The organism is Nonomuraea roseoviolacea subsp. carminata, from assembly GCF_024172185.1.
Classification (GTDB): domain Bacteria; phylum Actinomycetota; class Actinomycetes; order Streptosporangiales; family Streptosporangiaceae; genus Nonomuraea; species Nonomuraea roseoviolacea.
The window spans coordinates 450,817-464,155 of record NZ_JAMZEC010000001.1 but is presented as its reverse complement, the minus strand read 5'-3'; the positions used below and the strand labels follow the sequence as shown (position 1 = coordinate 464,155).

10 protein-coding genes are annotated in these 13,339 nt (G+C 74.4%); 9 read left to right on the top strand and 1 reads right to left on the bottom strand.

What is annotated here, in order from left to right; all coding sequences use genetic code 11:
- The first annotated feature begins 91 nt into the window (after window positions 1-91).
- From mraZ to ftsL, 3 genes are all read left to right on the top strand, one after another.
- Window positions 92-523: a division/cell wall cluster transcriptional repressor MraZ gene (gene mraZ, locus HD595_RS02075; protein ID WP_253765269.1), complete on the top strand. Its 432-nt coding sequence runs from the start codon at window positions 92-94 to the stop codon at window positions 521-523.
- 219 nt (window positions 524-742) lie between these two features.
- Window positions 743-1,726 carry a 16S rRNA (cytosine(1402)-N(4))-methyltransferase RsmH gene (gene rsmH / locus HD595_RS02070; protein ID WP_253765268.1) on the top strand — a complete coding sequence of 328 codons (984 nt, stop codon included), beginning with the start codon at window positions 743-745 and terminating at the stop codon, window positions 1,724-1,726.
- The gene (ftsL, locus tag HD595_RS45515; protein WP_301309417.1) at window positions 1,710-3,050 is read left to right on the top strand and encodes a cell division protein FtsL; all 1,341 of its coding nucleotides are present in this window, start codon (window positions 1,710-1,712) and stop codon (window positions 3,048-3,050) included. The genes rsmH and ftsL overlap by 17 nt, the downstream gene beginning before the upstream one ends.
- A gap of 407 nt (window positions 3,051-3,457) precedes the next feature.
- Here the strand turns inward: ftsL and HD595_RS02060 are convergent, their stop codons facing one another.
- Window positions 3,458-4,723, bottom strand: a complete 1,266-nt coding sequence (locus HD595_RS02060) for a hypothetical protein (protein WP_253765267.1) — start codon at window positions 4,721-4,723, stop codon at window positions 3,458-3,460.
- 87 nt (window positions 4,724-4,810) lie between these two features.
- On the opposite strand from HD595_RS02060, the gene HD595_RS02055 reads away from it, so the two are divergent.
- From HD595_RS02055 to ftsW, 6 genes are read left to right on the top strand one after another with little or no spacing between them, the layout of a single operon-like run.
- Window positions 4,811-6,541 (top strand): peptidoglycan D,D-transpeptidase FtsI family protein, encoded by a 1,731-nt coding sequence (locus HD595_RS02055; RefSeq protein WP_253765266.1) that lies wholly within the window; start codon window positions 4,811-4,813, stop codon window positions 6,539-6,541.
- Between the two features lie 40 nt (window positions 6,542-6,581).
- Entirely contained in the window at window positions 6,582-8,114 is a 1,533-nt protein-coding gene (locus HD595_RS02050) for a UDP-N-acetylmuramoyl-L-alanyl-D-glutamate--2,6-diaminopimelate ligase (RefSeq protein ID WP_253765265.1), read from the top strand.
- Window positions 8,111-9,541 carry a UDP-N-acetylmuramoyl-tripeptide--D-alanyl-D-alanine ligase gene (locus HD595_RS02045; protein WP_253765264.1) on the top strand — a complete coding sequence of 477 codons (1,431 nt, stop codon included), beginning with the start codon at window positions 8,111-8,113 and terminating at the stop codon, window positions 9,539-9,541. The genes HD595_RS02050 and HD595_RS02045 overlap by 4 nt, the downstream gene beginning before the upstream one ends.
- Window positions 9,538-10,593 carry a phospho-N-acetylmuramoyl-pentapeptide-transferase gene (mraY, locus tag HD595_RS02040; RefSeq protein ID WP_253765262.1) on the top strand — a complete coding sequence of 352 codons (1,056 nt, stop codon included), beginning with the start codon at window positions 9,538-9,540 and terminating at the stop codon, window positions 10,591-10,593. The genes HD595_RS02045 and mraY overlap by 4 nt, the downstream gene beginning before the upstream one ends.
- Window positions 10,590-11,984: a UDP-N-acetylmuramoyl-L-alanine--D-glutamate ligase gene (murD, locus tag HD595_RS02035; RefSeq protein ID WP_253765261.1), complete on the top strand. Its 1,395-nt coding sequence runs from the start codon at window positions 10,590-10,592 to the stop codon at window positions 11,982-11,984. The genes mraY and murD overlap by 4 nt, the downstream gene beginning before the upstream one ends.
- A complete protein-coding gene (gene ftsW, locus HD595_RS02030; protein WP_253765260.1) occupies window positions 11,981-13,333 on the top strand; it encodes a putative lipid II flippase FtsW in 1,353 nt (450 codons plus the stop codon). The genes murD and ftsW overlap by 4 nt, the downstream gene beginning before the upstream one ends.
- Window positions 13,334-13,339: the final 6 nt, after the last annotated feature.

Genomic DNA, 13,339 nt, shown 5'->3' with positions numbered 1-13,339 from the left:
TGACGGTGGGGAGAAGTGGAGTATGGTGGTGCGCAGTGGAGGGCCGGTGCGCCAGCGTCGAGCGCTTCACTAGGCACGGGAGGTGGGGCCGATGTTCCTCGGCACCCATCAACCGCGTCTGGACGACAAGGGACGGCTGTTCCTGCCGGCTAAGTACCGTGAGGAGCTGGCGGAGGGTCTTGTGATCACCAAAGGCCAGGAGCGATGCCTCTACGTCTTTCCCGTGGAGGAGTTCCAGCGCATTACCGAGGCTCTCAGCACCGCCCCGGTCACCGCCAAGGCGGTGCGTGATTACAGCCGCGTCTTCTTCGCCAGCGCGTCCGACGAGACCCCCGACAAGCAGGGCCGCATCACCATTCCGCAGAGCCTGCGGCAGTATGCCGGCCTGCAACGCGACTGCGTCGTCATCGGGGCCAACACCCGGTTGGAGATCTGGGACGCGCAGGCGTGGGACACCTATCTCAACGCTCAGGAGCAGGCGTTCGCCGATCTGTCGGAGGAGGTGCTGCCAGGGATCTTGTAGAAGGCACGGTCGATCCGTCGGAGATGTCGTTCGGCGAGGTCTCCACCCGCAACCACTGCCGGCCAGCTGATGCACCTTCCCCGGTGTCAGATGGCGGGCTTCCACGAAGAGGGTGCGGATGGGGACCTGGCCGGGCGGCGCCGGGTGGGGACCCAGGAAGGGCCGATAGGATCGCCGACCGCGTCATCCGCGAGCAAGGACGCGAGAGGGGGGTTGGAGATGAGCGACGCCACAGGCACCGGCGGTCACGTTCCGGTCATGCTCGACCGCGTACTGGAGCTGCTGGCTCCGGCGTTGGGCGGTGAGCGTCCCGTCGTCGTCGACGCCAACCTCGGCCTCGGCGGCCACTCGGAGGCCCTGCTCGCCGCGCATCCGGCACTCCACCTGATCGGCATCGACCGCGACCCTTTCGCGATCGACTTCTCCACGCGCCGGCTCGCCCCGTACGCGGAGCGGACCACCCTGGTCCACGCCTCCTCCGACCAGCTGGCCGACGTGGTCGCCACCACCGGCGCCGCCCTCGGCCGCACGACGGTCGACGGCGTGCTGTTCGACCTGGGGGTCTCCTCGCCGCAGCTCGACGAGGCCGAGCGCGGATTCGCGTACTCCTATGACGCCCCGCTGGACATGCGGATGGACACCGAGCAGGAGCTCACGGCGGAGAAGGTGGTCAATACCTACTCGGCCGGGGAGCTAACGCGCATCCTCCGTGATTACGGCGAGGAACGGTTCGCACCGCGTGTCGCGGGCCTAATTGTCAAGGAAAGGGCCAAGGAGGCCATAACGTCGACGAAGCGGCTCGCGGAGATCGTCCGGCAGGCGATTCCCGCCGCTACCCGGCGCACCGGGGGCAACCCCGCCAAGAGGACTTTCCAAGCGCTGCGCATCGAGGTCAACGCGGAGCTCACCGCCCTGGAGGCGGCGCTGCCCGCGGCCCTCGACGCGCTGGCGCTCGGGGGGAGAGTCGTCGTGCTCTCCTACCACTCCCTGGAGGACCGGCTCACCAAGCAGGTCCTCACGGCGCGAACCAGGGACACCAGCCCACCCGGGCTCCCCGTCCCGCTGCCGGCACACCAGCCGCGGTTCCGCCTGGTGACGAGGGGGGCCGAGCTCCCCGGCGAAGAAGAGCTGGCCCGCAACCCGCGGGCTGCCTCGGCCCGGCTACGGGCGGCAGAGAGGATCCGTGTTGACGACCACGACTGAGCAGGAGACCAGGCGGCGCGCGTCCGCCCGCGGCACCGTGCTCGAGCCCGCCGCGCCCGGCGCCGCCACACCCGGCGGCGCGTCCGACACCGGCGCGTCCGGGTCGGCCTCCGGCGGAGCGTCCAGCCGTGGCGCGTCGCGGTCGGCCGCCTCCGGTGGTGGCGCGTCCGGGTCGGGTGCCTCCGGCCGCGGCGCGTCCGATGCGGGCGAGCGCCGCGCGTCCGGTCGCGGTGCCTCCGGTTCCGCCGCCGCGGACGCCGACACGCCGGTCATCACGCTGCCCGACTTCACCTCATCCGACCACAGCTCGCCCGACCTGCCGTCGGCCGGTCCGTCGCGGCCTGGCGCGGCGCGCTCCGGCGCGCGCGGCGGGGTCAAGGGCGGGGCCGCCGGCGCGCCCGGCACGGGCCGTCGCAGGCCCGCGCCCGCCCAGCAGCCCAAGAACGGCACCCGCACGCTCACCGGCCCCGCCGGCACGTCACCCGCCGCGCCGCCCGCGCGGCCGTCCGGCGAGCCCACGACGCGACCGGGTCCCGGCACGGGCCCCGGCCAGGAGCCGTCGCCTTCGGCGCGGCCGATCCCGCGCCCGCGCCCGGCCGCCGAGTCCGCCTCCCACCGTGACCGCAGCGAGCGCGCCGCCCGCCCCGCGGCCCGGGGGGTCCCGGCCCGCCGCCGCCAGCGGGCGCCGTTCGTGCTGCTCGTCGTCGGGCTGCTCTGCGGTGGCCTGGTGAGCCTGCTGCTGCTCAACACCGTGCTCGCCCAGGACTCGATCACCGCCTCGCGGCTGCGGAGCGAGATCGCCGCCGCGCGCCAGCACAACGACCGGCTCAAGCAGGTGATCGAGGAGGAGACGCAGGCGTCCGTCATCGCCAGGCGGGCCGAGGACCAGGGCCTCCACCTCGACAACAGCATCAACCCGCTCACGCTCGGCGACACGGGCAAGGGCGCCGCCAAGCCCGGCACGGGCACGGAGACCGGCACCCCGGTCACGAACGGCACCGGCACCCCGGCCACGAAGGGCACCACGCCCGGCACCACGACGGTGACGGGCGGCGAGGCCAGGACGGGCACGGGCGGCACGGCCGAGACCGGCACGACGGGCACCACGCCCGGCACCGCGACGGTGCCCGGTGGCGAGGGCGGGACGGGTACGTCCGGCGGCGGGGCGCGTACGGGTGGCACGTCCGGACAGGACCACCGGACCGGTGACGCGTCCGGCGGCGAAGCCGGTGGCACGTCCGGTGCGACGACCGGGCAGGGCGCCGACGGCGGCGCCCCGGCCGGCACCGGAGCCGACGCCGGGCTGGTGGGCCGGACCCGGTGAGGGACACAGGCGGCAGGGGCCAGGGGCCCGGCCGTGGCGGGGGCGGCGCCGGCTCTCAGGGAGGGCCCGGCGCCGCCCGTCGTACGCCCGGCGGTCCCGGAAGGCCGGGCAGGCAGACGGGTTCGTCCCGTTCGGAGGGGACGGGGCGCGCGTCGTCCGACGACCGTCGCGACCCCGGGAAGCGCCATGACCCGTTCGACCTGCCCTTCGATCTGTCCTCCGGCGGCTTGGCCGACGACGACCCGGACGACCGGCCGCGCGGCCGCACGCCCCGTGGCCGCACACCCCAGGACCCGCCCCGCACCCGCGCACCGCAGGACGCGGGCGGCCGCCTGCGTCGCGACCCGGACGACGAGCCGCGGGCCCGTGGCCGCCTGCGCCGGGTCCAGGACGACGACCCACGCGGCCTACCGGCGGGACGCGTACGCCGCGACCGTGACGACGCCGCGCGCGATGCCGCGCCGCGTGCCCGTGCGGGCCGTGAGCGTGATGACGACGCGCGAGAGGCCGCTCCCCGGGGACGCCTGCGCCGTGACCCCGACGGTGAACCACAGGGCCCCGCTCGGGGCCGTACGCGCCGGGACTGGGAAGGTGACCCCCTGGACCTGCCACACGGCCGCTCGTCGCGAGACGGCGCGCGCGGGCGGTCGGGCGGCCGTTCGGCCGACGACCGGGTGAACGCCCGCCAGGACCGGCCGGGCGGCCGGGCCGAGCGCGACTCCGCCGACGCCCGCCGCTCCCGCCAGGACGACGGCGACCCGGCGGACTGGGACCCGCTGGCCGGTTCCGCCCGCTCCAGGCGCTCGGCTCAGGACCGTGACGACCTCCCGCCCCTCAGGGGACGCGGCGAGACCCCGTCGGCGCGCGCCGGCCGCCAGGACGACGGCGACGGTCCGCGTGCGCGTTCCCGTCAGGACGACGGTGACGGTCCGCGTGCGCGTTCCCGTCAGGACGACGGTGACGGTCCGCGTGCCCGTTCCCGTCAGGAGCCTCTGGGACGTGTCATCCGCGGCCGTGAGGGCGACGGCGCCGAGCCCGCCCGGGGCCGCGCGCGTGGCGAGGCCGGCGGGCCGTCCGGGCGCGGCCGCCTGCGCCAGGACGGCGCTCAGGGAGCGGGGACGCGCCGGACCTCCGCGCAGGACGCCGACCCACGCGACTCCCGCAGCCGCGACTCCCGCGACCCCCGTGACCGCAGCCGCGACCCCCGCGACCGTGATCGTGACCCGCACGATCGTGACCCGCGTGATCGTGATCCCCGCGGTCGGGACCCGCGCGACCGCGGTCGTGACCCGCGCGACCGCGACCGTGATCAGGACCCGCACGACCGCGATCGTGACCCGAGCGGGCGCCGCGATCCCCGTGATCGTGACCCGCGTGATCGCGACCTCCGCGACCGCGACCTCCGTGATCGTGACCCGCGTGATCGTGACCCGCGCGACCGCGATCGTGACCCGCGCGACCGGGGCAGCGCGCGTGGCCGGGCCGCGGCGCAGGAGCGCGACCCTCGTGGACGCGCCCCCAAGGACGCCCCAGGACGCCCCACCGTCCCCCGCAGGGGAGCCCCGCGTCGCGGGCCCGCGAGCCCGTTCGCCCGCGGCCTGGGCGCGCTGCTGTCCCGCCTGCCCGGAGCCCCAGGTGCCTGGGGCCAGGACGGCTGGGACCCCGACGGCCAAGGTCCCGGCGGCCGGGGCCCGGGAGGACGCGGCGGCGGGCCCGGGTCGGGGCGCAGGCCGCCGTCCCGCCCCGCCAGGCCGCCTCTCGTGCTGCGCCTCGGCAGCCCGCGCCGGCGCATCAACGTCGGCCTCATCGGCATGACGTTCATCCTGTCGATCTTCGCCGGCCGTCTGATCCAGATGCAGGGCCTCGACTCCAAGGTGTACGAGGCGCGGGCCGCCAGCCAGCGCCTGCAGACCCAGCAGATCCCGGCCAAGCGCGGCACGATCACCGACGTCGGCGGCCACCCGCTGGCCGTCACCGCCGAGGCGCGCGAGATCGCCATCGACCCCAGCGTGGTGCCTCCCGCCGCGCGTCCCGCGGTCGCCCAGGCCCTGGCCGCCCACCTCGGCAGGTCCGAGCAGGAGATGGCCGCCAAGCTGGCGGTGACCGGCACCCGCTACCAGCTCCTGGCCAGGGACGTCGACCCCGGCGTGGCCGCCCGCCTGCTCAAGGGCGGCGTGCCCGGCCTGACGGCGAAGAAGATCTACCGGCGGCTCTACCCGGCCGGCGACCTGGCGGGCAGCCTCATCGGGTTCGTCGGCGACGAGGGCAAGGGCCTCGGCGGCATCGAGGCGGCCAAGAACTCCCTGCTGGCCGGCCGCGACGGCGAGCAGCGGGCCGAGACGGGCCGCGACGGCCAGCCCATCCCCATGACCAGCACCCAGCGCACCGCCCCGGTCGACGGCCGCGACGTGCGGCTGACCATCGACCGCGACATCCAGTGGGCCGCCCAGCGGGCCCTCGCCGCGCAGGTGAAGGAGGCGGGCGCGAGCAGCGGCACCGTCATCGTCATGGACGTGCGGACGGCGCAGATCATCGCCATGGCCAACGCCCCCGAGCTCGACCTGAACAACTGGGGCAAGGCCCCGCCCGGCCTGTACGTCAACCGGGCCGCCGCCGACGTGTTCGAGCCCGGCAGCACCAACAAGGTCATCACCGCGGCGGCGACGCTGGAGGCCGGCGTGGTCAGCCCCGACACGGTCTTCCAGGTCAAGGACAACATCAAGTGCTACGACCGGGTGCTGCGCGACGCCCACCCGCACCCGGCGGAGGCGATGACCTTCCGCGAGGCGATGGCGCAGTCCAGCAACGTCGCGACCATCATGGCCGCCCGCAAGATCGGCAGCGAGCGGCTGTACCGCATGCTCAAGGCGTTCGGCTTCGGAGCGACGCCCGGCGGCGGCGTGCCCGGCGCGAGCGCCGGTCTGCTGCCCGACTACAAGACCTGGTCCGGCAGCCAGAGCTGCACGGTCGCCTACGGCCAGGGCGTGTCGGTGACCGCGCTGCAGATGGCCAGCGTGTACCAGACGATCGCCAACGGCGGCGTGAAGATCGAGCCGCAGATCGTGGCCGGCACGACGGACGCGTCGGGGCGGTTCGTCCCCTCCGCCCCGGGCAGGAAGACCCGCGTGGTCAGCGAACACACGGCCAAGGAGATCACCACCATGCTGGAGGCCGCGGTGAGCGCCCAGGGCACGGGTGAGCTCGCCGCCATCCCCGGTTACCGGGTGGCGGGCAAGACGGGCACCGCGGACCGCTACGATCAGCAGTTGGGCCGTTACGACGGATACACGGCCTCGTTCGCGGGCTTCAGCCCCGCCGACGCGCCCCGGCTGGTGGTGCTGTCGGTGTTGCAGAACCCGAAGAACGGACACTTCGGCGGGCAGATCGCCGCGCCCGTGTTCAAGGATGTGATGACGTTCGCCATCAAGAGCAGGAAGATCCCGCCCACGGGTTCCACCGCGCCCGCGGTGCGGACGCGCGCGGGACAGTGACCGGGGAAGGTACGCTGCCGCCGTGCGTCCCCCGTCGTCTATGCGTCCAACGACCAGTCCGCCCCGCCCGCTGACCGGGCTGGCGACCATGCTCGACGCCGAGTCCGGCTCGGCGAGGTCGCCCCATGCCGCGCTGACCGGTGTCACCATCGACTCGCGTGAGGTCATGCGCGGCGACCTGTACGTCGCCCTGCCCGGCAGCACCGCCCACGGCGCGTCCTTCGTGGCGCAGGCCATGGCGCGCGGCGCCGCGGCGATCCTCACCGACGAGGCGGGCCGCGAGCGGGCCGTCGCGACCGGGCTGCCGGTGCTGGTCGTGCCCGACCCGCGGGCCCTGCTCGGGCAGGTCGCCTCCTGGGTGTACGGCCAGCCGGCCCACGACGTCCAGGTGCTCGGCGTCACCGGCACCAGCGGCAAGTCCACCACGACGTTCCTGCTGGAGGCGGGGCTGCGGGCGGCCGGCCACACCACGGGCCTGGTCGGCGGCGTCGAGATCCACGCGGGCGACCTGGTGTTCCACCCGCGGCTGACCACGCCCGAGGCGTCCGAGCTGCACGGCCTGTTCGCCCTCATGCGCGAGCGGGGCGTGACGGCGGCGGCCATGGAGGTCTCCAGCCACGCCCTGGCGCTCGGCCGCGTCGACGGCGTCCACTACGACGTGGCGCTGTTCACCAACCTGTCGCAGGACCACCTGGACTTCCACAAGGACCTCGACGACTACTTCTCCACCAAGGCCCGGCTGTTCCAGCCGGAGATGTGCCGGGCGGGCGTCACCAACTACGACGACCCGTACGGCCGCGAGCTGCTGACGCGGGCCAAGGTGCCGATGACCACGTTCTCGGCGCTCGGCGACCCGGAGGCGGCCTGGCGGGCGCTGGACACCCGGCTCGGCGCCGACGGCAGCGCCTTCCGCGTGGTGGGCCCCGGCGGGGTCGAGGCCGACGCGCAGATCTCGCTGCCCGGCCCGTTCAACGTCGCCAACGCGCTCGGCGCCGTCGTCACCCTCGTCGAGGCCGGCGTGCCGCTCCAGACGGCCGTCCACGGCGTCGGCGCGATGACCGGGGTGCCGGGCCGCATGGAGCGGATCACGGGCGCCGGCGACGACTTCCAGGCCGTGGTCGACTACTCGCACAAACCCGGCGCGGTCGAGTCGGTGCTGACGTCCTTGCGCGAGGTCACCGCCGGGCGGCTCACCGTGGTGCTCGGCTGCGGCGGCGACCGCGACACGGGCAAGCGGCCCCTCATGGGCGAGGCCGCGGCCCGGCTGGCCGATGTGGCGATTTTCACCAGCGACAATCCCCGTTCGGAGGACCCGCTGGCCATCCTGGCCGCGATGATGGAGGGAGCGCTCCGCGTTCCGCGGCACGACCGCGCTCATGTGATCATTGAGCCTGACCGCGCGGCCGCGATCGAGCTGGCGGTCGGCCAGGCCGGCCGCGGCGACGTGATCGTGGTGGCGGGCAAGGGCCATGAGCAGGGTCAGTACATTTCAGGCGAGGTGATCCCCTTCGACGACCGCGAGGTCGTCGCCCGGGCGATCGACGCACGCAAGGAAAGCAGGAAGCACGCATGATCCCGTTGCCTCTGGCCAGGATCGCCGAGATCACCTCGGGGGCCCTGTCGGGCATGGCCGACCCCCGCGCGGTGGTCCGCGGTCCGGTGGTGATCGACTCGCGGGACGTCCGGCCGGGATCGCTGTTCGTCGCCTTCAAGGGCGCGCGCGTGGACGGTCACGACTACGCCGCCCAGGCGGTCCGCGCCGGAGCCGTCGCGGTGCTCGCGAGCCGGGCGGTCGACGCGCCCGCGGTCGTGGTGCCCGACACCGCCGCCGCGCTGGCCGCCCTGGCCACCGCGCAGAGCGCGGCCCTGCCCGGCGCCACCGTGATCGGCGTGACCGGCTCGGCCGGCAAGACCACCACCAAGGACCTCCTGGCCCGGCTGACCGCCCGCATGGGCGCCACGATCGCGCCGGTCGGCTCGTTCAACAACGAGATCGGCCACCCGCTGACCGTGCTCAGGGCCGACCACGAGACCCGCTTCATGGTGCTGGAGCTGAGCGCCCGCAACATCGGCCACATCCGCGCGCTCACCCGCATCGCGCCGCCGCGCATCGGCGTGGTCCTCAACGTCGGCACCGCCCACCTCGGCGTGTTCGGCGGCAAGGAGGCCATCGCCAAGGCCAAGGGCGAGCTGGTCGAGGCGCTGCCCCGCGACGGCGTCGCGGTGCTCAACGCCGACGACCCGCTGGTGCGCGAGATGGCCGCGCGCACCGAGGCGCGCGTCACGCTGTTCGGGCGCGCGCCGGAGGCCGCGATCCGGGCCGAGGACGTCACCTTCGACGAGCGCGGCCGGGGCTCCTACACGCTGACCACGCCGTCCGGCTCCGCCCGGGTCTCGCTGCTGCTGTACGGCGAGCCCGCGGTCGAGAACTCCCTGGCCGCCGCCGCGGCGGCCTACGAGCTGGGCCTGCCGGTCGCGACCATCGCCGCGGAGCTGAGCGAGGCGACCCCGCGCAGCCGCTGGCGCATGGAGGTCACCGACCGCCCCGACGGCGTCACCGTGATCAACGACGCCTACAACGCCAACCCCGACTCGATGCGCGCCGCGTTCGCCGCGCTCGGCTCCCTGGGCCGGGGACGGCGGCGGTTCGCCGTCATCGCCGCCCTGCGCGAGCTGGGCGAGGACTCCACGCAGCTCAACACCGACCTGGGTCGCCTGGCGGGCGGCGCGGGCCTGTCGGGGCTGGTGGTCGCCGGCCCCGAGGCCGACCCGGTGCTGGCGGGCGCGTCCGCGGCCGCCGCCCACCCGGGGGACATGTCCCCGACCGGAGACATGTCCGGAACGGGCGAGATGCCGATCGTGCACGTGCCCGACGCGGAGGCCGCCGCCGCGCAGGTGTCGCGGTGGCTGCGGCCCGGCGACGTCGTGCTCGTCAAGGGACCCCGTGCGATGAGCCTTGAGAGGACGGCCGAGCTGCTGCTCGGGGGTGCCACCCAGTGAACAACATCATCATCGCCGGCGCGGTGGGACTCATCCTGTCGATGCTCGGCACCCCCCTGGCCATCCGGCTGCTCTCCCGTCGTGGCTACGGCCAGGAGATCCGCGAGGAGGGCCCGTCCGGCCACTACGACAAGCGCGGCACCCCCACCATGGGCGGCATCGTCATCGTGCTGGCCTCGCTGCTGGCCTACGGCGGTTCCCACCTGGCCATGCTGTCGCCGCCCACCGTCTCGGGCCTGCTGGTGCTGTTCCTCATGACCGGCCTCGGCGCGGTCGGCTTCCTCGACGACTTCATCAAGATCTACAAGCAGCGCAGCCTGGGCCTGCGCAGCGGCGCCAAGGCGCTGGGCCAGCTCGTCGTCGGAGCGATCTTCGCGGTGATGGTGACCCAGCAGGCCAACGTGTACGGCATCACGCCCGCCGAGCCGCGCCTGTCGTTCCTGCGCGACTTCGGGCCGCCGCTGGGCATCGTCGGGTTCACCATCTGGGTGCTGATCATGATCGTCGGCTTCTCCAACGCGGTGAACCTCACCGACGGCCTCGACGGCCTGGCCAGCGGCGCGACCGGTGTCGTGCTCGCCGCGTACGTGCTGATCGGCAACTGGCAGCTGCGCAACAACTGCATCGACCAGCTCGGCCCCAACTGCTACTGGGTGCGCGACCCCCTCGACCTGGCCGTGGTGGCCGCCGCCGTGCTCGGGGCGCTCATCGGCTTCCTGTGGTGGAACGCGCCCCCCGCCAAGATCTTCATGGGCGACACCGGCTCCCTCGCGCTGGGCGGCGTGCTGGCGGGCCTGGCCATCGCCACCCGCACCCAGCTCCTGCTCATCATCCTCGCCGGCCTGTGCGTGATCATCACCCTGTCGGTGATCATCCAGGTGGGCTCGTTCAAGATGACCGGCAAACGCGTGTTCCGGATGGCGCCGCTGCAGCACCACTTCGAGCTGAAGGGCTGGGCGGAGACCACGATCGTGGTCCGGTTCTGGCTGATCGCCATGCTGTGCGCCGCCCTCGGCCTCGGCCTGTTCTACGTCGAGTGGATGCCGCGATGACCCACGCGGCGGCCCTCGGCCTCACCTGCGTCGCCGGGCTCGGCGTCTCCGGCACCGCCGTCGCCGAGGCGCTCGCGGCCCGGGGCGAGCGGGTCGTGGTCGTGGAGGCCGTCGAGGGGGAGCGGCAGCGCCGCGCCGCCGCCGACCTGGCCGCGCTGGGCGTGGAGACCCGCTTCGGGGCCATGGAGCTGCCCGAGGGCGTCACCCGGCTGGTCACCACCGGCTGGGCGCCGCACCACCCGCTGATCGCCGCCGCGCTGCGGGCCGGCGTCGAGGTGGTCGGCGAGGTGGAGCTGGCCTGGCGGCTGCGTCCGGCCGGCGCCGCCCCCTGGCTCGCCCTGACCGGCACCAACGGCAAGACCACCGCCGTGCGCATGCTCACGTCCATCCTGCTGGCCGCCGGTCGCGCCGCCGCCGCCGTGGGCAACGTCGGCGAGCCCGTCATCCGGGCCGTCACCCGCACGGGGGACGAGGCGTACGACACGCTGGCCGTGGAGCTGTCCAGCTTCCAGCTCCACTGGTCGGGCTCCCTGGCGCCGCTGGCCGCCGCGGTCCTCAACGTCGCGCCCGACCACCTCGACTGGCACGGCTCCATGGCGGAGTACGCCGCCGCCAAGGGCCGCATCTTCGAGCGCGCGGGCACCGTCGTCTACAACGCCGACGACCCCGAGGCCACCCGGCTGGCCGAGCCGTACCCGAAGGCCGTCGGCTTCACGCTGCGCGTGCCGCGGCCCGGGCAGATCGGCGTGGTCGAGGACCTCCTCGTGGACCGGGCGTTCGTCGCCGACCCGGTGGAGGCGGCCGAGGAGCTCGCCACGCTGGCCGACGTGCGCCCGCTCGCCCCGCACAACGTCGCCAACGCGCTGGCCGCCGCCGCGCTCGCCCGCGCCGCCGGCGTGCCCGCCTCCGCCGTACGCCAGGGCCTGCGCGACTTCACGCCCGACCCGCACCGCCTCCAGCACGTCGCCCGCCTCGGCGAGGTCGACTACGTCGACGACTCCAAGGCCACCAACCCGCACGCCGCGGCGGCGGCCCTGTCGTCCTACCCGTCGATCGTGTGGATCGCGGGCGGTCAGCTCAAGGGCGCCGACGTGGACGACCTGGTGCGCCGGGCCGCGCCGAGGCTGCGCGGGGCGGTGCTGCTGGGCGCCGACCGCGGCGTGATCGCCGAAGCACTCGCGCGACACGCCCCGGATGTCCCCGTCGTGGACATCTCCTCCCAAGACACTGGTGCGATGGACGAAGTCGTCACCGAAGCCGCCCGTCTGGCCCGCCCGGGTGACACCGTGCTGCTCTCGCCGGCCGGGGCGTCGCTCGACATGTTCGCGGGGTACCCGGCCCGGGGGGAGGCCTTCGCGCGTGCCGTACACGGGTTGAAGGCCGCCACGTGAGCGCCACCAGCACCGAGGACCGGCCGCGGCAGAGCGCCGTCGAGGGGCCGTCGAGCTGGGCGCGCGAGCAGCTCGCCGCGCTCAGGGAGCTGCTGGGCAAGCCGCTGACCACCTACTACCTGATCCTCGGGTGCAGCGCCCTGCTGCTCGCTCTCGGGCTGATGATGGTGCTGTCGGCCTCCAGCATCGAGGCGATGCAGAAGACCGGCAACCCGTTCTCCTGGTTCATCAAGCAGTCGTTCTCGGCCGCGCTCGGCGTGCTGGTCATGTGGGGCTGCTCCCGGCTGCCGCACCGGGTGTTCCGGTGGGCGGGCTATCCGCTCATGGCGTTGTCGATCATCGCGCTGGTCATGGTGCTGTTCATCGGCTCGTCCGAGCTGGGCGCGCAGCGGTGGATCTACGTCGGCCCGCTGACGCTCCAGCCGTCCGAGCCGGCCAAGCTCGGGCTCGCGCTGTGGGGGGCCGACCTGCTGGCCCGGCGCGCCCGGCACGGCCGCATCGAGTGGCGCCACATGCTGATCCCGCTCATGCCCGGCACGGCCATCCTGGCCGTCATGGTCATGCTCGGCCGCGACCTCGGCACCACGCTCGTGCTGTTCATGATCTTCCTGGCGCTGCTGTGGGTGGTGGGGGCGCCGATCAAGCTGTTCGCCGGCATCCTGTCGCTGGCCGTGCTCGCCGCGATCATCATGATCAAGGTGGAGCCGTACCGGATGGCCCGCATCGGCGCGTTCCTCGACCCGTGGGCCGACGCGCAGGGCGCCGGCTACCAGGCCGTGCAGGGGCAGATCGCGATGGGCTCCGGCGGCTGGTTCGGGCTCGGCCTGGGCAGCAGCCGGGCCAAGTGGAGCTGGCTGCCCCACGGCGAGAGCGACTTCATCTTCGCCATCCTCGGCGAGGAGCTCGGCCTGATGGGCACGCTGGTCGTGGTGGCGCTGTTCGGGCTGCTCGGGTACGCGGGGCTGCGGGTCGCCACCCGGGTCAACGACGCGTTCGTCCGGCTGGCCGCCGCCGCGATCGTGGCCTGGATCGCCGGTCAGGCCATCGTCAACATGGGCGCCGTCCTCGGCGTGCTGCCCATCACCGGCATCCCGCTGCCGCTCGTCTCGTACGGCGGGTCGGCCCTGCTGCCGACGCTCGCCGCGCTCGGCATGCTGCTGTCGTTCGCCAAACGCGAGCCCGGCGCCCGCGAGGCCCTCGCCGCCCGTGGCCCCGGACCGGCCGCCCGGGCCCTAAGCTGGCTGGGCCTGGGACGCGCCGTCAGGGCCCGATCTAGGGCCGGATCGAGAGCCGAATCCAGGGCCGAGTCCAGGGCCGGTTCCCGGGCCGGGCGCGAGGCCCGGCGCTGAGGCGCC

What these genes read in the sequence shown, in the direction of transcription:
- murD (WP_253765261.1), top strand. Translation starts at nt 10,590, where the DNA reads ATGACCCACGCGGCGGCCCTCGGCCTCACCTGCGTCGCCGGGCTCGGC.
- HD595_RS02050 (WP_253765265.1), top strand. Translation starts at nt 6,582, where the DNA reads ATGCGTCCAACGACCAGTCCGCCCCGCCCGCTGACCGGGCTGGCGACC.
- rsmH (WP_253765268.1), top strand. Translation starts at nt 743, where the DNA reads ATGAGCGACGCCACAGGCACCGGCGGTCACGTTCCGGTCATGCTCGAC.
- mraZ (WP_253765269.1), top strand. Translation starts at nt 92, where the DNA reads ATGTTCCTCGGCACCCATCAACCGCGTCTGGACGACAAGGGACGGCTG.
- HD595_RS02045 (WP_253765264.1), top strand. Translation starts at nt 8,111, where the DNA reads ATGATCCCGTTGCCTCTGGCCAGGATCGCCGAGATCACCTCGGGGGCC.